19 protein-coding genes, 1 tRNA gene and 1 other RNA gene are annotated in these 25790 nt (G+C 71.6%); 4 read left to right on the top strand and 17 right to left on the bottom strand.

Annotated features, from left to right (window positions below; all coding sequences use genetic code 11):
- Positions 1 to 19 precede the first annotated feature (19 nt).
- Together FHX53_RS08580 and FHX53_RS08575 are read right to left on the bottom strand one after the other, a co-directional pair.
- Positions 20 to 586: a TetR/AcrR family transcriptional regulator C-terminal ligand-binding domain-containing protein gene (locus tag FHX53_RS08580; RefSeq protein ID WP_182490941.1), complete on the bottom strand. Its 567-nt coding sequence runs from the start codon at positions 584 to 586 to the stop codon at positions 20 to 22.
- A complete protein-coding gene (locus FHX53_RS08575; RefSeq protein WP_182490940.1) occupies positions 583 to 1065 on the bottom strand; it encodes an SRPBCC family protein in 483 nt (160 codons plus the stop codon). Before FHX53_RS08575 ends, FHX53_RS08580 begins: the two co-directional genes overlap by 4 nt.
- 178 nt (positions 1066 to 1243) lie before the next feature.
- Here FHX53_RS08575 and FHX53_RS08570 point away from each other — a divergent pair, with 178 nt between their 5' ends.
- Positions 1244 to 2665 carry an HNH endonuclease signature motif containing protein gene (locus tag FHX53_RS08570; protein ID WP_182490939.1) on the top strand — a complete coding sequence of 474 codons (1422 nt, stop codon included), beginning with the start codon at positions 1244 to 1246 and terminating at the stop codon, positions 2663 to 2665.
- A gap of 164 nt (positions 2666 to 2829) precedes the next feature.
- Here FHX53_RS08570 and FHX53_RS08565 read toward each other — a convergent pair whose 3' ends face one another.
- Positions 2830 to 4149, bottom strand: a complete 1320-nt coding sequence (locus FHX53_RS08565; RefSeq protein ID WP_343050927.1) for an acetate kinase — start codon at positions 4147 to 4149, stop codon at positions 2830 to 2832.
- A complete protein-coding gene (pta, locus tag FHX53_RS08560; RefSeq protein WP_182490938.1) occupies positions 4146 to 6305 on the bottom strand; it encodes a phosphate acetyltransferase in 2160 nt (719 codons plus the stop codon). Before pta ends, FHX53_RS08565 begins: the two co-directional genes overlap by 4 nt.
- Positions 6306 to 6443: 138 nt before the next feature.
- On the opposite strand from pta, the gene FHX53_RS08555 reads away from it, so the two are divergent.
- Complete coding sequence (locus FHX53_RS08555) at positions 6444 to 8030, top strand: FAD-dependent oxidoreductase (protein WP_182490937.1); 1587 nt, start codon at positions 6444 to 6446, stop codon at positions 8028 to 8030.
- A gap of 69 nt (positions 8031 to 8099) precedes the next feature.
- Here FHX53_RS08555 and ffs read toward each other — a convergent pair.
- Positions 8100 to 8196: signal recognition particle sRNA small type (ffs, locus tag FHX53_RS08550), an RNA gene on the bottom strand.
- 57 nt (positions 8197 to 8253) lie between these two features.
- Here ffs and FHX53_RS08545 point away from each other — a divergent pair.
- Positions 8254 to 8338 (top strand) — tRNA-Ser (locus tag FHX53_RS08545).
- Positions 8339 to 8407: 69 nt separating this feature from the next.
- A complete protein-coding gene (locus FHX53_RS08540; protein ID WP_182490936.1) occupies positions 8408 to 9034 on the top strand; it encodes a hypothetical protein in 627 nt (208 codons plus the stop codon).
- A gap of 369 nt (positions 9035 to 9403) precedes the next feature.
- Here FHX53_RS08540 and FHX53_RS08535 read toward each other — a convergent pair whose 3' ends face one another.
- From FHX53_RS08535 to FHX53_RS08480, 12 genes are all read right to left on the bottom strand, one after another.
- Positions 9404 to 11305: a helicase HerA-like domain-containing protein gene (locus FHX53_RS08535; RefSeq protein ID WP_182490935.1), complete on the bottom strand. Its 1902-nt coding sequence runs from the start codon at positions 11303 to 11305 to the stop codon at positions 9404 to 9406.
- A gap of 71 nt (positions 11306 to 11376) precedes the next feature.
- A complete protein-coding gene (locus tag FHX53_RS08530; RefSeq protein ID WP_182490934.1) occupies positions 11377 to 12660 on the bottom strand; it encodes a saccharopine dehydrogenase family protein in 1284 nt (427 codons plus the stop codon).
- Positions 12661 to 12669: 9 nt separating this feature from the next.
- Positions 12670 to 13467: a phosphatase PAP2 family protein gene (locus FHX53_RS08525; protein WP_246335600.1), complete on the bottom strand. Its 798-nt coding sequence runs from the start codon at positions 13465 to 13467 to the stop codon at positions 12670 to 12672.
- Between the two features lie 63 nt (positions 13468 to 13530).
- Positions 13531 to 14760 (bottom strand): multidrug effflux MFS transporter, encoded by a 1230-nt coding sequence (locus FHX53_RS08520; RefSeq protein ID WP_182490933.1) that lies wholly within the window; start codon positions 14758 to 14760, stop codon positions 13531 to 13533.
- Positions 14761 to 14944: 184 nt separating this feature from the next.
- Positions 14945 to 15535 carry an HhH-GPD-type base excision DNA repair protein gene (locus tag FHX53_RS08515; protein ID WP_182490932.1) on the bottom strand — a complete coding sequence of 197 codons (591 nt, stop codon included), beginning with the start codon at positions 15533 to 15535 and terminating at the stop codon, positions 14945 to 14947.
- 280 nt (positions 15536 to 15815) lie between these two features.
- On the bottom strand, positions 15816 to 17261 hold the full coding sequence (locus FHX53_RS08510) for a GH1 family beta-glucosidase (RefSeq protein ID WP_182490931.1): 1446 nt from the start codon (positions 17259 to 17261) through the stop codon (positions 15816 to 15818).
- Between the two features lie 141 nt (positions 17262 to 17402).
- Positions 17403 to 18623: a multiple monosaccharide ABC transporter permease gene (gene mmsB, locus FHX53_RS08505; protein ID WP_182490930.1), complete on the bottom strand. Its 1221-nt coding sequence runs from the start codon at positions 18621 to 18623 to the stop codon at positions 17403 to 17405.
- Entirely contained in the window at positions 18610 to 20136 is a 1527-nt protein-coding gene (gene mmsA / locus FHX53_RS08500; protein WP_182491116.1) for a multiple monosaccharide ABC transporter ATP-binding protein, read from the bottom strand. Before mmsA ends, mmsB begins: the two co-directional genes overlap by 14 nt.
- A gap of 127 nt (positions 20137 to 20263) precedes the next feature.
- Complete coding sequence (gene chvE / locus FHX53_RS08495) at positions 20264 to 21388, bottom strand: multiple monosaccharide ABC transporter substrate-binding protein (protein WP_425488309.1); 1125 nt, start codon at positions 21386 to 21388, stop codon at positions 20264 to 20266.
- 105 nt (positions 21389 to 21493) lie between these two features.
- Entirely contained in the window at positions 21494 to 23002 is a 1509-nt protein-coding gene (gene araA / locus FHX53_RS08490) for an L-arabinose isomerase (RefSeq protein WP_182491114.1), read from the bottom strand.
- 8 nt (positions 23003 to 23010) lie between these two features.
- On the bottom strand, positions 23011 to 24663 hold the full coding sequence (locus tag FHX53_RS08485) for an FGGY-family carbohydrate kinase (RefSeq protein ID WP_182490929.1): 1653 nt from the start codon (positions 24661 to 24663) through the stop codon (positions 23011 to 23013).
- On the bottom strand, positions 24663 to 25367 hold the full coding sequence (locus FHX53_RS08480; RefSeq protein ID WP_182490928.1) for an L-ribulose-5-phosphate 4-epimerase: 705 nt from the start codon (positions 25365 to 25367) through the stop codon (positions 24663 to 24665). The genes FHX53_RS08485 and FHX53_RS08480 overlap by 1 nt, the downstream gene beginning before the upstream one ends.
- Positions 25368 to 25790 lie beyond the last annotated feature (423 nt).

The raw sequence follows: 25790 nt of genomic DNA, 5'->3' as shown, positions 1-25790 counted from the left end.
TGCGGGCCGGGCCTGCGGCTCAGGGCGCCGCGCCGCGAAGGGCGAGCTCGACGAGCAGGCGCGCATCCGCCTCGCTCGTCGCGCGGCCGCACAGGGCCCGCACGTGCATGGGGTTCACGATCTGCTCCCACACCACGACCGGGTCGACGTCCGACCGCAGGTCGCCCGACTCGGCGAGCCGACGCAGGTGCTCGACGGCGAGCGCGTACCGAGCGCGGAAGAACGCATCCGCCAGTTGCACGAGCTCGCTCGACGTCGCGCTCGCGGCGATCGTCGCGCGCAGGATGTTCGGGCCTGCATCCGTGCGCGTCGTCGCAGCCACCGCGAGGGCGAGCCTCTCGATCGCGGCGCGCGGGTCATCGTCGGCGACGGGCGGCACCGCCTGCTCGGCCAGGCTCATGACCGCGGAGGCGATGAGCTGCTCGCGCGTCGCGTACCGGCGGTAGATCGTCGTCTTGTGCACGCCGCTCGCGGCGGCCACCTCGTCGACCGTGAGGGCCGCGCCGCGCTCGGCGAGGAGCGTGAGGGTCGCCTCGAGCACGCGGGACTCGACGGCGGCGCCGCGGCGCTGGGGGTTCGTCGTCACGCGGCGGCCGCCTCGGCGCGGGCCGCGAGCTCGCGGTTCATGCGCTCGAAGCCCGTGGGTGTCGTCTCGGTGAGCAGGCGGCGCAGGGCGGGGACGAGCGCGCCGGTGAGGGTCTCCTCGTGGCGCAGGCGTGCTCGGGCGCCGGCGAGGGGCTCGATGACGAAGCGGTGGCGCCCGTCGAGCACGCCCGGGATTCCGAGGCGCCCGAGCCACACGAGCTCGCGACCCGCGTCGAGGGTGACGATGCGCGGGCGGAACCGCTGCGGCTTCCCGCCGGGGGGCTGCAGCAGCACGTTCTGGCGTTCGCCTCGTGCTAGTTCGCCTGTCCATTCGACGATGAAGCCGTTCCACTCGGGGTAGGCGGCGGTGTCGGTGAGCACGCCCCACACGATCGCGGGTGCGGCATCGATCTCAATGCTCGTGCGGATCTCGACGCGGAATGCGCCGCTCGTCACGGCGGCGGTCGGGGTGGTGATCACGTGATGCCTTCTCTCGTAACGCAACTTGTGTTGCATTGCCAGCGTACGCCTCGCGACGTGGTCGCGCAACTGCAGTTGCAATCAGGTGCACGTGGTCAGCGCGCGTGCCCAGGCAGGGCTCTCCGTGCCTCTGGGGATAGTCCTGACGAATGTCGGTGGTCGAACGTATGTTCGAGTCATGACAAGCGGAGTGCTCGAGGCGACGGGCGGCGTTCCGACCTCATGGCACGCTGCGGCGGGCGGTGCGGGCGGCGCCGGTCGCGTGGGCATCGCGTTGCGTTCTGCGGTGGATGCTCTGGCCGCCGTCCCCCGCGCCCTCGACCCCTACCGCGCTCTCGACGACGCCGCTCTGCTCGCGCTCACGCGGCTCGCCGCCGACGAGGTGCGCCTCGCGCAGCTGCACGTCTCGCTGCTCGCGGGCGAGATCGCCCGGCGCTCGGCGCCCGAGCTCGGGCATTCCGGCCTCGCTCAGAGCCGAGGCCACCGCACCCCCGACGAACTCGTGCGCGTCACCACCGGCACCCGGCTCACTGACGCCCGCGCGGCCGTGCGCGTGGGGGCAGCCGTCGCCGACGCCGGACCGCTCACCGACGCCGTGCTCGACGGTCGGGTCAGCGTCGCCGTCGCCGACGCGATCAAAACCGGGCTCGGGGTTGCCGCGGCGGGGGTCGACGAATCGGCTCTGGCCACGGCCGCCGGGCAGCTCGTCGACCGTGTCGCAGGACTCGACGCCGACCGGGCGGCCCGAGAAGCCCGGGCCCTGCGTGACGAGCTCGATGCGGAGGGCATCCAGCAGCGCGAAGCGGTGCAGCGCGAACGACGGTCGCTGCGCATCGGACGACGCTCCGACGGCATGGGGTTCGCGCAGTGGGTGCTCGACCCCGAGACGTTCGCGATCGTCAGTGAGGTGTACGACCGCATCACGTCGCCACGCCGCGGTGGGCCGAGCTTCGCCGCCGACAGTGAACCGACCGACCGAGTGATCGATGAGCAACGCACCACCGAGCAGTTCGCGAGCGACGCGTTCGCCGAGCTGCTCCGGCATGGAGCCGCCGCAGACACCTCACAGCTGCTCGGCGACGGCCCCATCGGGGTACGGATGCTCGTCGCGGCCCGCACGCTCACCCGCCGCCGAGGCGCGGCATGGTTCGAAGGGCACCCCGATGCCGTCTCTGTCGCCACTGCCGAGCGGCTCGCCTGCGCTGCCGGCACCATCACGATCACCGTCGACGACGACGGTCAACCGCTCAACCTGGGGCGCGAGCGGCGCCTTTTCAGCCGCTCCCAACGCATCGCCCTGGCCGCCCGCGACGGCGGCTGCCGCTGGCCCGGCTGCGAACGACCGCCCTCCTGGTGCGAGGCGCACCACATCGACCACTGGCAGCGCGACGGCGGGCGCACCGATGTCGCCGACGGGATCCTGCTCTGCCGACATCACCACCTGCTCGTGCACAACAACGGATGGCAGATCTCGAGGGCCGGGCCGCGATACCGCCTCATGGAATCGGGGCGGGCCGGCGAGCCGCAGCACCAACCCATCGACATGCCCAGTCGAAGCCGGGCGCTCGCCGACGCGCTCAGCGGCGCAGAGCCGCCGTAGCCGCCGCGTCAGCCGCGTCAGCCGCCGAGATGATCCGCACGGAGGGCCCGCAGCGCTGACCCGCGGGCGTCACCAGCAGCGCTGACCCGCGGGCGCAACCGGCAGCGCTGCCCCGCGGGGGCCGCCCGCAGCGCTGATCCGCGTCATCAACCAGTCGACTCCACTCAGCCGGCGAGCGCCGCCGCCGCGCGCGCGATCGCCAGCTCCTCGTTCGTCGGCACGACGAGCACCTTCACGGCCGCGCCGTCGGGCGAGATCTCCCGCGGCTCGCGCCACGACATCGCATTGCGGTCGGCGTCGATCGTGAGGCCGAGGTGCGACAGCCCCGCGAGGGCGCGGGCACGCATGACGGGCGAGTTCTCGCCGATCCCGGCCGTGAACACGAGCGCGTCGAGCCCGCCCAGCAGTGCGTGGTAGGCGCCCACATAGTGCCGGATGCGGTGCGCCCACACGTCGAGAGCGAGCCGGGCATCCCCATCGCCGTCGTCGGCGGCCTGCACGACGTCACGCATGTCCGACCGGCCGGTCAGCCCGAGGAGGCCGCTGCGCTTGTTGAGCAGACGGTCGACCTCGTCGACCGAGAGCCCGGCACGCAGCAGGTGCAGCAGCACGCCCGGGTCGACGTCGCCCGAGCGCGACCCCATGACGAGCCCCTCGAGCGGAGTCAACCCCATCGACGTGTCGATCGAGCGCCCGCCGTCGATCGCGGTCGCCGAGGATCCGTTGCCGAGGTGCAGCACGATGAGTTTCAGCTCGTCGACCGGGCGACCCAGCAGCCCGGCCGCGCGGTGCGCGACGAACTCGTGGCTCGTTCCGTGGAAGCCGTACCGCCGCACCCCGTGCGCCTGCGCCACATCGCGGTCGATTGCGTACGTGTAGGCCGCGGCGGGCATCGACTGGTGGAAGGCGGTGTCGAAGACGGCGACATGCGGCACGTCGCCCATCACCTCACGAGCGGCGCGGATGCCCGCCAGATTCGCGGGGTTGTGCAGCGGCGCGAGAGCGGAGACCCTCTCGATCTGCTCGACCACCTCGTCGGTGATGAGCGTCGGCGCCGTGAAGAGCGCGCCGCCGTGCACGACGCGGTGGCCGACGGCCACGAAGGCGGGGGCGGCGGCGGGGCCGGGGGCCGCGGCAGGGGCGGGGGCGGGGGCACCGGCGGCGGGGCCGGGGGCACCGGCGGCGGGGCCGGGGGCACCGGCGGCGGGAGCGGCGGCGGCACCGGCGGCGGGAGCGGCGGCACCGGCGGCGGGGGCAGAAGCGGCGACGCCGAACACGCCGTACCGGGCCTCGGCGCCGAACCCGCTCTCGGAACCCAGCCGGTCGAGGACGAGGCGCATCCCCTCGGTGTGATCGCTCGCGTCGCCGCCGGGCTCTCCGATGCGCTCGACGACCCCGCCGATGACGGCCTCGCCGCTCTGCACGTCGACGAGCTGGTACTTGATCGAGCTCGACCCGGAGTTGACGACGAAGACCCGGGTCACTCGGTGCCCCCGATCGTCGAGATCGGCTGCGTCGGCGGCGGCGGGGTGCGCTGCGCCTGGATGGCGGTGATCGCGACGGTGTTGACGATGTCGCCGACGAGGGCCCCACGGCTGAGATCGTTGACGGGCTTGCGCAGGCCCTGCAGCACCGGCCCGATGGCGACGGCGCCCGCCGAGCGCTGCACGGCCTTGTACGTGTTGTTGCCGGTGTTGAGGTCGGGGAAGACGAACACCGTCGCCCTGCCCGCTACCTCCGAACCCGGCATCTTCGTCTTCGCGACGCTCGGCTCGGCCGCCGCGTCGTACTGGATCGGCCCCTCGACGAGCAGGTCGGGGCGTCGCTCGCGCACGATCGCGGTCGCGGCGCGCACCTTCTCGACGTCGTCGCCCGAGCCCGACTCCCCCGTCGAGTACGACAGCATCGCCACGCGCGGCTCGATCGCGAACTGCGCGGCCGTCGCCGCCGATGAGATCGCGATGTCGGCCAGCTGCTCGCTCGTCGGGTCGGGGATGACCGCGCAGTCGCCGTAGACGAGCACGCGGTCGGCGAGGCACATGAGGAACACGCTCGACACGACGCCCACGCCCGGGTCGGTCTTGATGATCTCGAAGCTCGGGCGGATCGTGTGCGCGGTCGTGTGCGCGGCCCCCGACACCATGCCGTCGGCGAGGTTCAGGTGCACCATCATCGTGCCGAAGTAGCTGACGTCGGTCACGACGTCGCGCGCCGTCTCGTACGTGACGCCCTTGTGCGCCCGCAGCCGCGCGTACTCGGTCGCGAAGCGATCGCGCAGCTCCTCCTCGCGCGGGCTGATGATCTGCGCGGCCGACAGGTCGAGGCCGAGCTCGGCCGCCCGGGCGCGGATGCTCGTCTCATCGCCGAGGATCGTCAGGTCGCACACGCCCCGGCCGAGGAGGGTGCTCGCGGCGCGCAGGACGCGGTCGTCGTCGCCCTCGGGCATCACGATGCGCTTGCGGTCGCCGCGAGCGCGCTCGAGCAGGTCGTGCTCGAACATGAGCGGCGTGACGACGGAGCTGCGGCTGATCTCGAGGCGCTGCAGCAGGTCGGGCGCGTTCACGTGCGTCTCGAACAGGGCGATCGCCGTGTCGTACTTGCGCTGGCTGTCCGCAGCCAGCCGGCCGCGCGTCTCGGTCACTCGCAGCACCGTGTCGTACGTTCCGGAGTCGGTGCGGAGGATGGGCAAAGCCGGGTCGAGGCCCTCGACGAGGCTCTGCACGGCATCCGGCGTCTCGAACCCGCCGTAGAGGATGATCGCCGCGAGCGACGGGAACGTCTCGCTCGCATGCGCCATGAGCACCGCGAGCAGCACTTCGCTGCGGTCGCCCGGGATCAGCACGACGGCACCCTCGATGAGGCGGGGCAGCACGTTCTCCATGCTCATGCCCGCGACGACGACACCCATGACCTCGCGGCGCAGCAGCTGCGCATCGCCGCGCACGAAGCGCGCCCCGCACGCCTCCATGACGGCCTCGACGGTCGGGGCGACGAGGTAGCGGTCCTCGGGCACGGCGGCGACGAGCGCGTCGGGCGCGACCTCCTGCACGGCGGCGACGATGTCGGTGAGCGCGTCGGGGTCGGCGCGGTTGACGATGACGGCGAGCAGCTGCGCGTGGGCGTGCTCGAGCTCGGCGACGCTCACTTCGGCGGCGCGGCGCATGTCGTCGGCGCTGCGCGCGTCGGAGTCGCTCAGCCCCCGCGCGCCCGCCTGCCCCGTCGCGCGTCCGCCGAGCACGAGCAGCACGGGGGCGCCGAGGTTCGCGGCGACGCGGGCGTTGAAGCTCAGCTCGGTCGGGCTCGAGACGTCGGTGTAGTCGCTGCCGACGATGACGACGGCGTCGCACTTCTTCTCGACCTCGTGGAACCGGTCGACGATGCGCGCGAGCGCGGCCTCCGGGTCGGCGTGCACGTCGTCGTAGCCGACGCCGATGCACTCGTCGTAGTCGAGGTCGACGCGCGCGTGGGCGAGCAGGAGCTCGAGCACGTAGTCGCGCTCGCCCTCGTCGCGGCCGCGCGCGACCGGCCGGAAGACCCCGACCCGCTCGAGCGTGCGCGCGAAAGTGTCGAGCACGCCGAGCGCGATCGACGACTTGCCCGAGTTGCCCTCGGCGGACGTGAGGTAGATGCTCCTGGCCATCCCGCACAGCCTAGGTGCGCAGCACTGGCGGCTCCCAGGGTCTTTCGGCATGCCGGCGCCGGGGCCTGCCCGTAGACCCGTGCGGGCGGGCATGCAACCCGCTGGCCCTGTGAGTGCTCGGTGCCTACCGTGGCCCGCATGACCTCTCTCTGGCTTGACCGCGCTCCGCACATCGAGACCGATCCGTTCGAGCAGAACGCGCGCTACGACGTCATCGTGGTCGGCGCGGGGCTGACGGGACTCACGACCGCCCTCCTGCTCGCCCGCGCCGGCCAGAAGGTGGCCGTCATCGAATCGCGGCGCATCGGCGCCGTCACGACGGGCAACACGACCGCCAAGCTGAGCCTGCTGCAGGGCACGCACCTCCAGCAGATCGCCTCCCGCGCCTCGCGCGGCGCGCTCGAGGCGTACGTCGAGGCCAACCGCGAGGGCCAGGCGTGGATGCTCCGCTACGCCGCCGAGCACGGCATCGAGATCGAGACCCGCGACGCCTACAGCTACGCCGGCTCCCCCGAGGGCCGGCCGACGGTCGAGCGCGAGCACGACGTCGCCCGCTCGCTCGGTCTGCCGGTCGCGCTCACCGACGCGACCGAGCTGCCCTTCGCCACGCACGGCGCCGTCGTGCTGCCCGACCAGGCCCAGTTCGACCCGCTCGACGTGCTCGCCGCGCTCGCCGCCGACGTCCGCTCGCGCGGCGGCGTGATCATCGAGAATCTGCCGGCGACGGGGATGCGGGCGCCGTCGCGGTCGTCCCTCGGCCCCGGCTCGACCGACTACGCGACCACCACGACCGACGACCTCGTGGAGGTCACGACGACGCGCGCGAGCCTGTGGGCCGACCGCGTGGTGCTCGCGACGGGCATCCCCGTCCTCGATCGCGGGCTCTACTGGGCGCGGATGACGCCGCAGCGCTCGTACGCCGCGGCGTTCCGCGTGCCCGGCACGCTGCCGCGCGGGCAGCACCTGAGCGTCGACCAGCCGTCGCGGTCGGTGCGGACGACGCCCGATCGTGCCGCCGGCCGCTCGCTCGGCCAGAGCGGGGAGCTGCTGCTCATCGGCGGCAACGGGCACGCCGTCGGCCGGCACTGCACCGATGGCCCCGGCGGGAAGAACCCGTCGCCCACGGCGCGCCTCGAGGAGCTCACCGCGTGGACGGAGGAGCACTGGCCGGGAGCGCAGCGCACGCACGTGTGGAGCGCGCAGGATTACGAGCCGACCGACGGCATCCCCTTCGTCGGGTGGGTGCCGTTCACGCACCGCCGCATCGCGCTTGCGACCGGATACGACAAGTGGGGCATGACGAACGCCGTGCAGGCGGCGCTGCAGCTGAGCGCGCGGCTGCTCGACGGGGAGGTTCCGCGGTGGGCGAAGGCGATGGGTCGGCGTCCGCTCATGCCGGGCTCGCTGCTCGAAGGCGTCGTCGCGAACGCGAAGGTCGCGTGGTGGTACGGCAGGGGGCTCGCGCACGTGCTGACGACGCCGCTGCCGGCGGCCGCGCCCTCGGAGGGCTCGGGCGTGACAGGGCGCGACGGGGCGCGGCTCGAGGCTGTGTCGCGCGTCGACGGGCGCGTGTGCCGCGTGTCGGCGCTGTGCTCGCACCTCGGGGCGCCGCTGAACTGGAACGACGCCGAGCGCTCGTGGGACTGCCCGGCGCACGGCTCGCGGTTCGCGCCGGACGGGGCGCGGCTCGAGGGCCCGGCGAGGCGGGGGCTGGCGAAGCGGTAGGCCCGGCCGGGCTGGTCGGCGGGCGCGGATGCTTTCGCCGGGCATCCGCGCGATCGTCGCCCTGGCACAAAAAAGGACCCCTCGCGCACCCGCCAGAGCCCGGTTACCCTTGCTGCGTTTCCGCCCTGGGGGAGTTGGCCTGGATGGCGCCACGCGAGGAGCCGCGTCTAGTTTACGGGTAGGATCGCTCCTGGTCGTCACGCGTTCGCGCAGGGCGACCGCTGGAGGATTCGCCTAGTGGCCTATGGCGCACGCTTGGAAAGCGTGTTGGGTGCAAGCCCTCGGGGGTTCGAATCCCCCATCCTCCGCACTCCGAGCGTCGCTTTTCGCATCACCCTTCCGGCGCTCGCCACCACAACGGAGACAAGGGGAGCATCGTGAGCAGAGCCCACGACGCGCCCCTCGTCGTTCGCCCTCGCCGACGTCTGCTGCGCGACGGGCTGCTCGCGATCGGGCTCGTGCTGATCGTTCTGGGCGCCCCGCTGCTGCTCACCGTGCCCAATGGCAACGGACCGGTCGTGATCGCGGCGGCCGGGGTCGTCGTCGTGCTGTGCGTGATCGGGGTTCTCGACTTCGCGCGGGCCGCGATCACGATCACCGAGGGGGAGCTCGTGAAGCGGGCGTTCCTGACGCCGCCCTTCCGGGTTCCGCTCGATCGGATCGAGTCGGTTCACGTGCTGGAGGTGTACCCGTCGGGGACGACGCGCTCGGTGCCGCAGCTTCTCGCCCTCTCCGCCGAGGGCGAGCGCCTGTTCCGGATGCGCGGGCAGTTCTGGACCCGCAACGCGATCGACCAGGTCGCCGAGGCGACGAAGGCGGTCGTGATCCGCAGCGATGAGCCGCTCACGCAGAAGGAGTTCCACGACCAGTGGCAGCAGGCCGCCTACTGGTACGAGAACCGCCCCGTGCTCGCCGCCGCCGGCTTCACCGGCGCCGTCGTGGTCGCGGCCGCCATCGTGTACGGGATGCTCGTGCTGGCCGACGCGCCCCTCAACGGCGCGTAGGCACCCGCGCGCACTCCGCTCCGCGACCGCGTCGGGCCCGCGGCCGACCTCCTTCCGTTGTTGAGGAGTGTCGGAATCCATTTAAGTCACTCCTCAACAACGGTAGTGAGTGAGACGGGGACGGGGCTGGGCTGCGGGCGCGACGACGCGCTCCCCCGATTCGCGCTCGCGATGTGGAGGACTGACCTAATCGGATCTCGTCACTCCTCCACAACCTGAGTCGGGCAGAACGCGGATCGTCGAGCGCAGGCGGCAGGTGGCGTGGGCGGGCGGGCATGCGGGAGCGGGGCGGGCACGCGGGAGCGGGGCGGGCGGGAACGCGGGAGCGGGCCAGGCGGGCGGGCGGGATAAGACGCGGGGGCCGACCGCTCAGCGCCTCTTGAGCGTCCCGAAGATTCCGCGGAGGACCTCTCGCACGATCGTCTGGCCGGTGCGCGACCCGAGCGCGTCTCCGACGACGTCGCCGAGACCGCCGCCCCCGCCGGCCGTGCCGCCGGCGCCCCCCGAGCGACCGGTGCGAGTCGGCGTGCGCGTCGTCGTGCGGTCCCTCTTCTGAAGCTCGCGCATCCGCCGCTCGTACTCCTTCTGCGCCGCGTCCTGCTGCTTCTCCGCGTCGCGAGCCGCCCTCGCGGCGGCCTCGGCGCGCTCCTCCTCGGCCGTGCGCGCGGCCTCCGCCGCCTCGGCCGCCGACATGCGCGCCGTGAGCAGCTCGTGCGCCGTCTCGCGGTCGACCACCTCGCCGTACTGCGCCATGAGCGGCGACGCCGCGATCGTCGCCTCGATCGTCTCGACCGGAGCCGGATCCATCGAGCCCTGCGGCGCCCGCAGCCGAGTCCACGCCACCGGCGACGGCGCGCCCTTCTCGTTCATGACCGTCACGACCGCCTCGCCGATGCCGAGTGTCGTCAGCACCTCGCCGAGGTCGTACCCGCTCGTCGGATACGTCGACACCGTCGCCCGCAGCGCCTTCGCGTCATCCGGGGTGTGCGCCCGCAGCTGGTGCTGCACGCGCGAGCCCAGCTGCGCGAGAACGTCAGCCGGGACATCCTTCGGCGTCTGCGTCACGAAGAAGATGCCCACCCCCTTCGACCGGATCAGCCGCACCGTCTGCGTGATCGCCGCCAGGAAGTCCTTCGACGCATCCCGGAACAGCAGGTGCGCCTCATCGAAGAAGAACACGAGCTTCGGCTTGTCGAGATCGCCCACCTCGGGCAGATCGTTGAACAGGTCGGCGAGCATCCACATCAGGAACGTCGAGAACAGCGCAGGCTTGTCGGCCACTCCGGGAACCTCGAGCAGGCTCACCACCCCGCGCCCGTCGGCCGTCGTGCGCAGGAAGTGCGCCGTGTCGAACTCGGGCTCGCCGAAGAACGCATCGGCCCCGTCGGCCGCGAACGCGATGAGCTCGCGCAGGATCACCCCCGCCGTCGCCGAGCTCAGCCCGCCCAGCTCGGCGAGCTCCGCCTTCCCCTGGTCGCTCGTCAGGAACTGGATCACCGTGCGCAGGTCATCAAGGTCGACGAGCGCGAGGCCGTTGCTGTCGGCGTAGTGGAAGATCAGCCCGAGGCTCGACTCCTGCGTCTTGTTGAGGCCGAGCACCTTGCTCAGCATGAGCGGCCCGAAGCTCGACACCGTCGCCCGAACCGGAACCCCGTGCCCGATCCCGCCCAGGCAGTAGAACTCGGTCGGGTGCGCCGTCGCCCGCCAGTCCTGCCCGATCCCTGCCGTGCGCGCCAGGAGCTTCTCGCTCGCCTCGCCCGCGACCGCGATGCCGCTCAGGTCGCCCTTGATGTCGGCCGCGAACACCGGGACCCCCGCCGCGCTCAGCTGCTCGGCGAGCACCTGCAGGGTCTTCGTCTTGCCGGTGCCCGTCGCGCCCGCGACGAGCCCGTGCCGATTCGTCATCGCGAGCGGGATGCGCACCGGCACGTCCGCGCGCGCGTCGCCGTTCACGAGCGCGCCCATCTCGATCGCGGCACCCTCCATCGCGTATCCGTCGCGGATCGCCGCCACCTGCGCCTCGTCGAGCGGACCGCCCACGGGCGCCTCACCCTCCGCGGCGCGCGTCTCGACCTCCGCCTGCGCTGTCGCCTGCGCTGTCGCCTGCGCGAGCGCCGCCTGGGCCTCCTCGAGAGCCTTCCGCGCGGCCTCGACGGCCGCAGCCGCCTCCGCCGCCGTGTCGGTGTCGGTGTCGGTCTCCGCGGCCCTGGCCGTCGCGTCGTCGGTGTCGGTCTCCGCGGCCCTGGCCGTCGCGTCGTCGCTGTCGCTCATGCGCGCCAGCCTAGGCGAGCGGGGTGCGCCTGCGGGAGGCCCGCAGACAGCGCACGATCAGCGGCGAGCGATCAGGCCCGCGCGGTCGGCTCCCGGTCCTCGAGCCCCCACGACTGCCCGTACCCGCCCGCGGCCTCGGGCCGCGCCATGAGCTCGAGGAACGCCTCGGCGTCGAACGCCTCCGGCCCGAGCACGCCCGTGCCGCTCCAGGCGCCCGTCGCGAGCAGTTCGAGGGCGATGACGGGGTTGAGCGCGGTCTGCCACACGACGCACTGGCTCTCGTACTCGGCCATCGTCCACTCGTTGTCGGAGACGTGGTACAGGTACACCTCGCGGGGCGAGCCGTCGACTCCGGTTCCCGTGACCCAGAGCCCGGCGCAGGTCTTGCCGGTCATCCGCGGCCCGATGGAGGCCGGGTCGGGAAGGCCCGCGGCGACGACATCGCGCGGGCTGACCTCGACCGGCCCGTTCGCCGAGCGCACGCGCAGCGGCTCGGTCCTGTCGAGTCCGAGCTGGTGCAGCGTCTTGAGGATCCCGATGAACTCGTCGCCGAGCCCGTACTTGAACGTCACGCGCTTCGCGTCGACCCAGCGCGGCATGAGGAGCACCTCCTCGTGCTCGACGTTCACGCACTCGACCGGGCCGATTCCCTCGGGGAAGTCGAAGACCTCCGGCTCGCTGAACGGCGGAGTCGTGAACCATCCGCGGTCCTTCTCCCAGATGACGGGAGGGTTCAGGCACTCCTCGATCGTCGTCCAGATCGAGAAGCTCGGCGCGAAGATCTCGTCGCCGTTCTCGTCGCGCACGACGAGGTTGGCGCCGTCGCGCGTGCCGAGCTCGTCGATCTCCGCGAAGAGGTGGTCGGCGGCGTAGCGCGCGAAGACGTCGCTCAGGCCGGGCTCGACGCCCATGCCGACGAGCGCGAGGCGGCCCGCGGCCTCCCAGTCTGCGGCGGCCGCGAACTGCTCGTCGCCGAGCTTCACGCCGGTCTCGCCGTACGGGTTCGTCGGGTGCGGGCGCGACAGGCTCATCGCCATGTCGAGGTAGTCGGCGCCGGCCGCGAGGGCTCCGGCGAAGATCGTCGGCACGAATTTCGGCTCGACGGCGTTCATGACGTGCGTCGCGCCGTGCTCGCGCGCGACCCTCTCGACGGCGGATGCGTCGCTCGCGTCGATCTGCGCCGCCACGAAGCGCTCGCCCTGGTCGCCGTGCCGGTCAGCGATCCACGCGATCGTGCGCTCGGCGCGACTGACGTCGTAGTCGCTGACGATGATCGTGTCGAAGAAGGAGCGGCGAGCGGCGATCTTGGCGAAGGCGTCTCCGACGCCGCCCGCACCCACGAGGAGGATTCTCATGGGCTCATGTTATCCAGATGGACAACGATCGCGCCAGTGCGGGCTGAGGCTCTCCGCGGGGGCGCGCAGGCGCGAGCCCGCGGCCGCGCCGAGGGTCGGCGCGCCCTCGGCCGGCGTGAGCGGCGTGGCCGCTGCGCCCGTTGGCGTCGGCGCGTTCTTCGACGGCCGCGGCTCCCGCTCCAGGCGGGTCACGAACGGAGCCCACACGATCACCGCGACCGCGATGCCGATGAGCGCGCCGCCGATCGTGTCGGTGACCCAGTGCGCGCCGAGGTATGTCCGGCTCAGCGCCATCGCGACGATCCAGCCCGCGCCGAGCATCCACACCCACGCCCGCGACCGCGACAGACCGAAGATCAGGACGATCGTCGTCGCGAGCGTCGCCGCGTTCGCGACGTGCCCCGACGGGAACGAGCCGAAGTCGGCCGTGACGAGGATTTCCTCCGGGCGGGCGCGCGCGAACGTGCCCTTGAGCAGCTGCACGATGGCCGCGCTGAGGGCCGCCGCGATGATCGAGAAGAGGGCGCCCCACGGGCGACGGGCGATGAGCAGCAGCGCGACGAGCCCGAGCGGCACGACGACGACGCCGATCGGGCCGCCGCCGATGCGGTCCATGAGCATCGCGAGCACTTCGAGGACGGGCCCCCGCTCGGCGAGCACGTCGGTCATCCAGTCGGCGTCGAGGTCGAAGGGGCTCTCGCGCAGCATCACCAGCAGGCCCAGGCCGGCGGCGAGCCCGAGCGCCACCACTCCGCTGATCCAGCGCCAGTGGCTCGCGACGCGTCGGGTCGAGGTCGGCTCCATCATGGCACCCTATCGAGGGCCTTTCGACGGATGCTCGCAGGCTCCCGGTGAGTTCGCGCGCGACCGTCAGTCCGTGAGCGCCGGCACCGTCCGCGGTCGCACGACGACCCACAGCGCGAGCACCGCGACCGCGGCGGCGATCGCCATGGCCGCGCCCATCGGAGTGGCGCTGCCGATGCCGAACACGCCGACGATGGGCGACAGCAGGCCCGCCAGGCCGAAGTTCAGGGCGCCGAGGAGCGACGCCGCGGTCCCCGCCTCCTTGCCGTGGTTCACGAGCGCGAGCACCTGCACCATCGGGAAGCCGAAGCCGCACGCCATGATGAAGAAGAACAGCGGCACGATGGTGCCCCACATCCCCGCACCCGCCTGATCCAGCACGACGATCGCGATCGCGCTGATGAGAAGCACGGCCGTCGAGACCGCGAGGATCCACTGCGGCGGGATCCGCTTCGCGAGACGCGCGCTCGACTGCACGCCGATGAACACCCCGACGGAGTTCGCCGCGAAGACCAGGCCGTACGCCTGCGGGTCGAGGCCGTAGACATCCTGGAAGAGGAACGACGACGCCGACAGGTAGGCGAACAGGCCCGTGAAGGTAAACCCGCCGATGACCGCGACGCCGATGAAGATGCGATCGCGGAACAGCGCGCGGTAGCGCTCCGCGATCGTCGAGTGACCGCGGTCGGAGCGCCGCGCCGGCGGGAGCGTCTCGACGATGAAGAGCCACGAGGCCACGACGACCAGGAGCCCGTATCCGGCCAGCACGACGAACAGACCGCGCCACTCGGTCAGCAGCAGCAGCTGCGAGCCGATCAGCGGGGCCAGGATCGGAGCGAGCCCGGTGATGAGGGCCAGGCGGGAGAGCATCCGCACCAGGGGGTACCCGCCGAAGAGATCGCGCACCATCGCCATCGCGACGACGCCCCCCGCCGCCGCGCCGGCGCCCTGCAGGACGCGCGCCGCGAGCAGCCACGTGACGTCGGGGGCGACCGCGACCATGAGGCTCGCGGCGACGTGCACGGTCGAGGCGGTGATGAGCGGGAGGCGGCGGCCGACGCGGTCGCTCCACGGGCCGACGATGAGCTGGCCGAAGCCGAAGCCGACCATCGTCGCGGTGAGGGTGAGCTGCACGAGCGCGACGCTGATGCCGAGGTCGGCCTCGACCTGCGGAAACGCCGGGAGGTAGAGGTCGACCGTGAACGGGCCGAGAGCGGTGAGGGCGCCGAGCACGACGACGTAGACGATGCGCTGGCGCCGAGTGAGCGAGTCGCCGGGGTGCACGACAGTGGTCATTGTCCCCACGATAGAGGCCGAGTCGGCCCGTGTCGAATCGATTCGATCGGATGCGCGTGTCGCGCGCCCCGCGCCGGGCTGTGTCAGTTCTCCGGAGTTTCGGTTCGGCCCGTCGCGGGGCCGCGGGCGGGGTGCGGCCGGCTCTCCAGAATTCCGGAGAACGTGCACGCGCCGCCGCGGCGGATCAGCCCTTCGCGGCGTTCGACTTCGCCTTCGCGGCCTTCTTCGCCTCGCGCACCTTCGCGAGCGAGTCGGCGTCGACGATGTCGGCGACCGAGCGGTACGAGCCCTGCACGCCGTAGTCGCCGGCGGCCTCCCGCCAACCGTCGGCCTCGAGCCCGCACTGCTTGCCCAGCAGGGCGAGGAAGATCGTCGCCTTCTGCTCGCCGAAGCCGGGCAGCTCCTGCAGTCGGCGGAGGATCTCCGCTCCGTCGGGCGCGAGCCCGTCGAGCCCGGGCCGCGTCCAGATCGCGTCGGCGCGCCCGCCCCACTCGTCGCGCACCTCGGCGGCGAGCGCCTGCACGCGCGCGGCCATCGAGCCGGGGAACCGGTGCACCGCGGGCGACTCCTTGAACACCGCCGCGAGGGCCTCGGGGGCGACGGAGGCGATCGTCTCGGCGTCGAACGAGCCCATCCGCTCGCGAATCTTCGCGGGCCCCGCGAACGCGGTCTCCATGGGCACCTGCTGGTCGAGGAGCATCCCGACCAGGAGCGCGAACGGGTCGTCGGTGAGCAGTGCGTCGGCGGGGGCATCCCCCGTGATGTTCAGAGCCATGCGCGTATCGAACCACGCGCGCCTGCGGCGGCGCTCAGCGACGCGGCTCAGAGTGCAGGAAGCGACCACGGCGCGCTCGGCGCGACGTCCCGACTCGCCGACCACCGGCGCGCGATCCCCGCACTCGGCTGTCGCGCGCCCGCCCAACCCGAGGCCGGCTCGCCCAAATGAAGGGAGCGGCCGACGTCGTCACGGCGTGTCGCACTGACACGCCGTGCACGAGCGCCGCGCTCCCTTCATTTGGTCGAGAACGCGCGTCGGCGGCGGATGACCGCCCCGCCTACTCCGGGATGCTGCGGCTGCGGATCAGCTCGCCGTACCAGTGCCCGCTCTGCTTGATGGTGCGCTCGAGCGAGTCGTAGTCGACGTGGACGATGCCGAAGCGCTTCGTGTAGCCGTAGGCCCACTCGAAGTTGTCCATGAGGCTCCACACCTGGTAGCCGCGCAGGTCGACGCCGCGCTGCATCGCCCGGTGGGCGGCCGTGAAATGGCGGCGCAGGTAGTCGATTCGCGCGTCGTCCTGCACGACGCCGTCCCGCACCTCGTCGTCGAAGGCCGCGCCGTTCTCGGTGATCATGAGCGGCAGCGTCGGGAACTGCTCGTGCACATCGACGAGGAGCTCCTCGAGACCGTCGGGCGCGATGTTCCAGCCCATCGCCGTGTACGGGCCGGGCTGCTGCACGAATTCGACGTCCTCGCTGCCGGGCCAGGGCGAGCCGGCCGCGTCTCCGTGGCCATCGGCGTTCGAGCGCGGCGAGACGCCATCCCACATCGTGACGGTCACGGTCGAGTAGTAGTTGACCCCGAGCACGTCGATCGGCTGGTGGGTGAGCTCGAGGTCGCCCGGGCGCACGAACTGCCAGTCGGTGACGTGCGCGGTGTCCTCCAGCAGATCCGCGGGGTACGCACCGTGCAGCATCGGGCCCGTGAACGCGCGGTTGGCGAGGGCGTCGATGCGGCGCACTGCCTCGGCGCTCGCCGGAAGCGCCTCCCCGTCCGCGTCGCGGGCGGGCCGGATCATGTGCAGGTTCAGCGTCGCCGAGTACTGCGCGTCGGGCTTGCGCACCGCGTCCCGCAGGGCGCTCAGGCCGAGACCGTGGGCGAGGTTGAGGTGGTGCACGGCCGTGAGGGCGGCGCGGCCGCTCGTGATGCCGGGCGCGTGGACGCCTGAGCCGTAGCCGAGGTACGCGCTGCACCACGGCTCGTTGAGGGTCGTCCACATCGCCATGCGGTCGCCGAGCGCCTCACCCATGATGTGCGCGTAGTCGGCGAAGCGGTAGCTCGTGTCGCGGTTGGTCCAGCCGCCGGCGTCCTCGAGCGTCTGCGGCAGATCCCAGTGGTAGAGCGTCGCGATGGGCGTGATGCCGCGCGCGAGGAGCCCGTCGACGAGGCGGCTGTAGAACGCGACGCCCTTCACGTTCGCGGGGCCCGTGCCCTCGGCCTGGATGCGCGGCCACGCGATCGAGAACCGATACGACTCGAGGCCCAGCCGCTGCATGAGGTCGAGGTCGGAGTCGAGCCGGTGGTAGTGGTCGTCGGCGACCTCGCCGGTGTGGCCGAAGAGCACCTTGCCGGGGGTGCGACTGAACGTGTCCCAGATCGACGGCCCGCGGCCGTCCTCGTGCGCGGCCCCCTCGATCTGGTAGCTCGCGGTCGCGGAGCCGAAGACGAAGTCGGCGGGGAACTCCAGGCCGGAGTCGCGGTAGTCGGGGGTGCCCTGATTCATGCTGATGAGCCTACGTGCCCGAGCGTGGAACCGCTCCCACATCCGGGTCGCTCGCGCCGAGCATCCGCCGACCAACCGCCGCGCACGACGACGCCCCGGCCGCGCGTCGGGCGCGACCGGGGCGTCGAGTGAGAGCGCGGACTAGCCGCGGGCGCGGCGCTTGTTCCAGACGTCGAACGCGACGGCGAGGAGCAGCACGAGGCCCTTGATGAACTGCTGGTAGTCGGTCGAGACGCCCAGCAGCGACATGCCGTTGTTGAGCACGCCCATGATGAGACCGCCCGTGATCGCGCCGACGACCGTTCCGACGCCGCCCTGCACGGCCGCGCCGCCGATGAACGACGCCGCGATCGCGTCGAGCTCGAACAGGTTGCCCGCGCCGGGTCCGGCCGAGTTGAGTCGACCGGTGAAGATGATGCCGGCGAGCGCCGCGAGCACGCCCATGTTGACGAACAGGTAGAAGTCGATCTTGCGCGACTGGATGCCCGACAGGTCGGCCGCGTGGCGGTTGCCGCCGACGGCGTAGATGTGGCGGCCGAACACGCTGCGGTTCATGACCGCCGTGTAGACGACCACGAGCACGCCGAGCACGATGAGCACGATCGGGGTTCCGCGTGATCCGGGCGCGACGCCCAGGAGGTAGGTCAGGAACAGGATGAGCCCCGCGCCGAACGCCACCTTGACGATGAACCACCAGGCCGGCTCGGTCTCGAGGTTGAGCTTCGCGCGCTTCATGCGGCCGCGCAGCTGCGAGCCGATGAACATGACGAGCGTGAGGAGGCCCAGGCCGACCGTGATCCACTCGGCGGGCGAGGTGGCCGCCGGGAACAGCTGCGGGAAGAGGTAGCCGCCGCCGAGCTGGCGGTACTCGTTCGGGAACGGCGTGATCTGCGTGTTGCCGAGCACGATCTGCGTGAGACCGCGGAAGAGGAGCATGCCCGCAAGGGTCACGATGAATGCGGGTATGCCCACGTACGCCACCCAGAAGCCCTGCCAGCAGCCGACGATCGCGCCGACGAGGAGGCCGAGGAGGATCGCCGCCCACCAGGGCAGGCCCCAGTCCTGCACCATGACACCCGTCATGGCGCCAACGAACGCCGCGACCGAGCCGACCGAGAGGTCGATGTGGCCGGCGATGATGATCATCACCATGCCGATCGCGAGGATCAGGATGTAGCTGTTCTGGACGATGATGTTGGATACGTTGCCCGCCGTCAGCAGGCGGCCCTCGGTCAGCACCTGGAACAGCAGGACGATGACGATGAGCGCGACGAAGATGCCGATCTGACGCAGGCGCGAGGTCAGGAAGCCGAGCACCTCCGAACGGCTGGACGCGGGGCGGGTTGCGCTAGCCGATGACATGGTCGGCCTCCTTCTCCTTGGTCATGAGCACCATGAGTGCTTCGGGGGTGGCCTGCTCGATGGGGAGCTCGCCGGTGATGTGTCCCTCCGAGAGGGCGTAGACGCGATCGCAGATGCCGAGCAGCTCGGGGAGCTCGCTCGAGATCACGATGACCGCCTTGCCCTGCGCGGCGAGGCTGTTGATGATCGTGTAGATCTCGTACTTGGCGCCGACGTCGATGCCGCGCGTGGGCTCGTCGAGGATCAGCAGCTCCGGATCGGAGTACAGCCACTTCGACAGCACGACCTTCTGCTGGTTGCCGCCCGAGAGCTTGCCCGTGATCGCGTCGACCGAGGGCGCCTTGATGTTCATGCTCTTGCGATAGCCCTCGGCGACGACGTGCTCGGCGCCGCCGTCGACCCAGCCGCGCGGGGCGAGCTTGCGCAGCCCTGCGGCCGAGACGTTCCGTTTGATGTCCTCGATGAGGTTGAGGCCGTACATCTTGCGGTCCTCGGTGGCGTACGCGAGACCGTTGCGGATGGCCTCCGGCACCGTGCGCGCCTGGATCTCCTCGCCGCGCATGAAGAGGCGCCCGCTGATCCTCGAGCCGTACGAGCGGCCGAAGATGCTCATCGCGAGCTCGGTGCGCCCCGCGCCCATGAGCCCGGCGATGCCGACGACCTCGCCCGCGCGCACCGTGAGGGATGCGCCGTGGATGATCGTGCGGTCGTGGTCGGTGGGGTGGTGGACGGTCCAGTCCTCGACGCGGAAGATCTCCTCGCCGATCGCCACCGAGCGGTCGGGGTACCGGTGCTCGAGGTCGCGCCCGACCATGCCCTTGATGATGCGGTCCTCCGAGATGTCGCCGGTCGCGAGCGCGAGCGTCTCGATCGTCCGGCCGTCGCGGATGATCGTGACCTCATCGGCGATCGCTTTGATCTCGTTGAGCTTGTGGCTGATGATGATGCACGTGATCCCCTGCCCCTTGAGGTGGCGGATCAGGTCGAGCAGGTGCGCCGAGTCCTCGTCGTTGAGGGCGGCGGTGGGCTCATCGAGGATGAGCAGCTTCACGTTCTTCGACAGCGCCTTGGCGATTTCGACGAGCTGCTGCTTGCCGACGCCGATCTCGCGCACGACGGTCGTGGGGCTGTCGCCGAGCCCGACGCGGGCGAGCAGCTTGGCCGCCTCCGCGTTCGTCTCATCCCAGTCGATGAAGCCGCGCGTGGCGCGCTCGTTGCCGAGGAAGATGTTCTCGGCGATCGAGAGGTAGGGGCTGAGCGCGAGCTCCTGATGGATGATGACGATGCCGGACTTCTCACTGTCGCGGATGTCCTTGAACTCCATCGACTCGCCTTCGAAGACGATGTCGCCGCTGTATGTGCCGTGCGGGTAGACGCCCGACAGCACCTTCATGAGGGTCGACTTCCCTGCGCCGTTCTCGCCGCAGATGGCGTGGACGTGGCCTCGTTCGACCGTGATGGAGACATCCTGCAGCGCCTTGACGCCGGGGAACTCCTTCGTGATCGAACGCATTTCGAGGATGGTGCTCACGGCGATCCTCTTCCTCTCCTCGGTTGTGCGAGGGCTCTCGCGGTGATGAGGGATGGTGCGGGCCCGGCCGATCTCTCGGCCGAGCCCGCACCCGGGTGGTGCGAACCTACTAGGCGAGGTCCTCAGCGGTGTAGTACCCGCTGTCGAAGAGAACCTCTTCGTAGTTGTCGACCGTGACGATCGTCGACTCGAGCAGGAACGACGGGACGACCTTCTCGCCGTTGTCGTAGGTCTCGGTGTCGTTGACCTCGGGCTCCTCGCCCGAGAGCAGAGCATCCACCATCGCGACGGCCTGCTCGGCGAGCAGACGGGTGTCCTTGAAGATGGTCGAGTACTGCTCGCCCGCGATGATCGACTTCATCGAGCCGACCTCGGCGTCCTGACCCGTGATGACGGGGAGGGCGTCGGTCGAGTATCCGCCCGACGTGAGCGCCGAGATGATGCCGATCGAGAGGCCGTCGTACGGCGAGAGGACGCCGTCGATCTGGGTGTCGCCGATGATGGTGAGGATGTTCTCCATGCGCTCCTGAGCCGTCTCGGGCAGCCAGCGGAGGATCGCCACCTGCTCGAAGTCGACCTGGCCCGACGGGACGACGAGGGTGCCGTCGTCGATGAGGGGCTGGATGATGCTCATGGCGCCGTTGAAGAAGAACCCGGCGTTGTTGTCATCGGGGCTGCCCGCGAAGAGCTCGACGTTGAACGGGCCGGCCGCATCCGTGCGCGCGCCGCTCTCGTCGAAGACGCCCATGCCGATGAGCAGCGAGGTCGCCTGCTGCACGCCCACCTGGAAGTTGTCGAACGTCGTGTAGTAGTCCACGTTCGGGCTGCCGTTGATGAGGCGGTCGTAGGCGATGACGGGGATGCCCGCGTCGGCCGCCTGCTGCAGCACATCGGTGAGCGTCGTGCCGTCGATCGAGGCGATGATGAGCGCCTCGGCGCCGCTCGAGATCATGTTCTCGATCTGCGAGACCTGCGTGGGGATGTCGTCGTTGGCGAACTGGAGGTCGACGTCGTAGCCGAGCTCCTCGAGCTGCGACTTGACGTTGTCGCCGTCGGCGATCCAGCGCTCAGACTGCTGGGTCGGCATCGCAACGCCGACGATGCCGCCGGCCTCGTCGCCGCCGCCGTCGCCGCCGCCGGCCGAGCCGCCGGTGCGGTCACCGGCGCAACCGGTGAGTGCCAGCGACATGACTCCTGCGGCAGCGATGCCGAGGAGGAACTTGGAGTTCTTCACTGTGTGTCCTTTCGATGGGGAGTGTGGTGGTGCGTTCGGGTCCGTCGCTCGGCCTCGAGCTCTGGCTCCGGTTCCCGGCAGAGCCGGGAGGTTCTGGGGCCCCGCTCAGATGCCCTGAGCGAGTCGGTAGTAGGCGGCGTTCGCGCGCACGTCGCGCGCGAACCCCTCGAGCGTGGTGGCCTCGTCGATGACGAGGAGCTCGACGCCGGCCATGATGGCGAAGTCTCGGAAGACCTCGACGCCCACTTGCGTGGTCATGACCGTGTGGTGCGCCGCCCCCGCGGTCAGCCAGGCGGCTGCCGAGGTGGCGAAGTCGGGCGCCGGCTTCCAGACGGCGTGCCCGACGGGCAGGTGGGGCATCGGGGCGGGCAGCGCCACGTTCTCGACGACGTTCGCGACGAGCCGGAACCGGTCGCGCATGTCGCTGAGGGCCGCGACGACCGCGGGGCCCGCGTCGGCCGTGAAGACCAGGCGCACCGGGTCGTCCTTGCCGCCGATGCCGAGGGGGTGCACCTCGAGGCGCGCGCGCTGAGAACTGAGCGAAGGGCTGACCTCGAGCATGTGCGCGCCGAGGATGAGCTCGTTGCCGGGCTCGAGGTGGTACGTGTAGTCCTCCATGAGGCTCGCGCCCCCAGGGAGGCCCGCGCCCATGACGGCCGCCGCGCGCACGAGCACCGCGGTCTTCCAGTCGCCCTCGGCGCCGAAGCCGTAGCCGTCGGCCATGAGGCGCTGCACGGCGAGGCCGGGCAGCTGGCGCAGTGCGCCGAGGTCCTCGAAGCTCGTCGTGAAGGCGCCGAACCTGCCGCCCTCGAGAAAGCCCCGCAGGCCGAGCTCGATCGCCGCGCCGTAGCGCAGGCTGTCGGCGCGCTCCGCGCCCGGGTGCAGCTCGGGGGAGACCTCGTAGAGGTCGAGGTACTCCTCGACGAGCCGGTCGACCTCGGCGTCGCCGACCGCGTGCACAGCATCCGCCAGCTCGGTGACGCCCCAGGTGTTGACCTGCACGCCGAAGCGGATCTCGGCTTCGGTCTTGTCGCCCTCGGTCACGGCGACGAAGCGCATGTTGTCGCCGAACCGGGCGAGCTTGAGCTCGTGAGTCGCGTGCCAGCCTGCGGCCGCGCGGGTCCAGACGCCGACGCGCGCCGTGACGGCCGGGTTCGAGACGTGGCCGACGACCGTCGCGCGCGCGACGCTCATGCGCGAGGCGATGTAGCCGAACTCGCGGTCGCCGTGCGCGGCCTGGTTGAGGTTCATGAAGTCGAAGTCGATCTCGCCCCACGGCAGCTCGACGTTGGCCTGCGTGTGCAGGTGCAGCAGCGGCTTGGAGAGCGCGTCGAGACCGGCGATCCACATCTTCGCGGGGCTGAAGGTGTGCATCCAGGCGATGACGCCGATGACGTTCTCGGCGGCGTTCGCCTCGAGCATGACGCGCCTGATGCTCGCGGAGTCGACGAGGGTCGGCTTCCACACGATCGTGACGGGGATGTCCGCGGCCGCCTGCAGGCCGGCCACGACCGCCTGCGACTGCTCGGCGACCTGGCGCAGGGTCTCGTCGCCGTAGAGGTTCTGGCTCCCGGTCAGGAACCACACCTCGAGCGTGCGGAGGTCGGGGATGATGCTGCGGGTCACTGGGGTCCTCCTGCAAGGGCGTCGATGGCGCAACGCTCGATGGCGAGCCCGGCCTCGTACTGGACGAGGTAGGCGGCGAAGCCGGCGGTGTCGGCGGGGTCGGGGGCGGCGACCGCGGTGTCGGCGTCGGCGAAGACGCGGGTCGAGAGGTAGTCGGCGAGGGTGGTGGGGGCGCCGTCGGTCGCAGGGCCCCCGGCCGCCTCGGCGGTGAACGCAGCGAGCACCGCGATGCCCCAGGCCCCGCCCTCGGAGGCGCTGCCGGCGACGCCGACGGGCGCGTCGAGCGCAGCGGCGAGAAGGCGCTGCGCGACGCCGGCCGTGCGGAAGAGCCCGCCGTGGGCCTGCATCCGCTCGACCGTGACGCCCTCCTCGTGGAGGGCGCGCATCCCGAGGGCGAGTGCGGCGAAGACGCCGTAGACGTGGGCGCGCATGAGGTTCGCGAGCGTGAGGCGGCTCTCGGGGGTGCGCACGACGAGCGGGCGGCCCGCGGTCAGCTGCGCGACGGGCTCGCCGGCGACCTGGTTGTAGGCGAGGACGCCTCCCGCGTCGGCCGCGCCCTCGAGCGCCTCGGCGAGCAGCAGCGCGTACGCCTCGTCGGCGGTGGTGGTCGCGCCGGCGAGCTCGGCGAAGCGGCGGTAGGTGCCGACCCAGGCGGCGAGCTCGCTCGTGCCGTTGTTGCAGTGCACCATCGCCACCGGGTCGCCCGCGGGCGTCGCGACGACGTCGATCTCGGAGTGCGGGGCGCTCAGCGGGCGGTCGAGCACGACCATCGCGAAGATGCTCGTGCCGGCGCTCACGTTGCCCGAGCGCGGAGCGACCGCGTTCGTCGCGACCATGCCGGTTCCGGCATCACCCTCGGGCGGGCAGAGCGGGGCGCCGTGCTCGAGGGCCCCGGTCGGGTCGAGGAGCGCGGCGCCGGCGGCGGTCAGGGTGCCGGCGGTCGCGCCGGCGGGGAGCACGCGGGGGAGCATCCGGTGCAGGGGGCCCGCGAGGGCCGACCCGGCGGCGTGCGCGTCGAAGCGGGCGAGGAGCTCGGCGTCGTAGTCGCTGCCGGCGGCGTCCACGGGAAAAATCCCGCTCGCGTCGCCGACGCCGAGCACGCGCTCGCCGGTCAGGCGGTGGTGGACGTAGCCGGCGAGGGTCGTGAGGTGGCGGATGCGGCCGACGTGCTCCTCGCCGTCGAGGACGGCCTGGTGCAGGTGCGCGATCGACCAGCGCAGCGGGATGTTCGCGCCGAGCAGCGCCGAGAGCTCGGCGGCAGCGGCCCCCGTGCTCGTGTTGCGCCAGGTGCGGAACGGGACGAGCAGCTCGTCGTGCTCGTCGAAGGCGAGGTAGCCGTGCATCATCGCCGAGACGCCGAGCGCGGCGAGAGTCGTCGGCGCTGCGCCGTGGCTGGTGCGGGCATCGTCGGCGAGGGCGGCGTACGCGGCGCGGATGCCCTGCTCGACCTCGGCGAGGTCGTACGTCCACACGCCGTCCACGAGCTGGTTCTCCCACTCGTGGCTGCCCGTCGCGAGCACCGTCGCCGGCGCCTCCGAGTCGACGAGGCAGGCCTTGATGCGCGTCGATCCGAGCTCTATGCCGAGGGCGACGCGGCCGGCGGCGAGAGCGGCGGCGGGCGTGCGAGCGCGGGAGTCGTTCGCGGTCATCAGGCGGCTCCGCCGGGCTGGCCGTAGATGTTCTGGTACCGGTCGAAGAGCGCGTCGACCGCGGCGCGCTCGATCGGGAGCGGGTCGCCCAGCTGTCGGGCGATGTGGATCGTGCGCGCGACATCCTCGAGCATGACGGCGGCCTTGACGGCGTCGCGCGCGTCCCGACCGATCGTGAAGGGGCCGTGGCTCTGCATGAGCACGGCGCGCGAGCGGTGGCCGGAGAGCGTCTCGACGATGCCGCGGCCGATCGAGTCGTCGCCGATGATCGCGAACGGACCGACCGGGATGTCGCCGCCGAACTCGTCGGCCATCGCCGTGATCACGCACGGGATGCTCTCGCCGCGCGCCGCCCAGGCCGTCGCGTAGGTCGAGTGCGTGTGCACGACTCCGCCGACGTCGGTCATGTGCCGGTAGACGTATGCGTGCGCCGCGGTGTCGCTCGAGGGGCTGCGGTCGCTGCCGGGAGTGTCGGGGACGACCTCGCCGTCGAGCGTGCAGAGGATCATGTTCGCCGGGTCGAGGTCGTCGTAGGAGACGCCGCTCGGCTTGATGACGAAGAGGTCGGCGCCCGGGACGCGGCCGCTGACGTTGCCGCCGGTCCAGACCACGAGCCCGTTGCGGACCAGCTCAGCGTGGAGGGCGGCCACCTCGTCGCGGACGCGCGCGACGGCGACCTGCACCTCGGGGCTCAGAGCGATCACGGGACTCCATCGTCGCGGCGGCGACGGTGTACCCGACGCCGGGGTGGAACAGGGGTGGTGGTTCGCGGCGAATAGCGCCGCGGTGGTGGTGCCTGGTACTTCGCGTGCGAACCTGCCCGACCCGAACCGAGGCTCGTGATGTGACCGTTCACATTGCGTTGATGCACTCTAACTGCGAAACGGTCACATCTGTCAAGCAGGTCCCCATGCGAAACGGTCACAAGTCGGTAACAGCCTCGAAATGCGTCCGCGCGCCCCGCGCCCCCTCCACCGGCCCGCGCCTCCCATGCCCTGCCCCGCCCGCGCAGCCCCGCCTCCGCGCACCCGTCCCTCACCCGCGCACCCGCCCCTCACCCGCGCATCCCGCACACGCCACTCACCGCACCTCGCTCTGTTCCGGGCACTCCGGACGCCCCCAGGCGC

This window comes from Microcella alkalica (genome assembly GCF_014137945.1).
GTDB lineage: Bacteria > Actinomycetota > Actinomycetes > Actinomycetales > Microbacteriaceae > Microcella > Microcella alkalica.
This window is presented reverse-complemented; position numbering and strand designations above follow the sequence as displayed.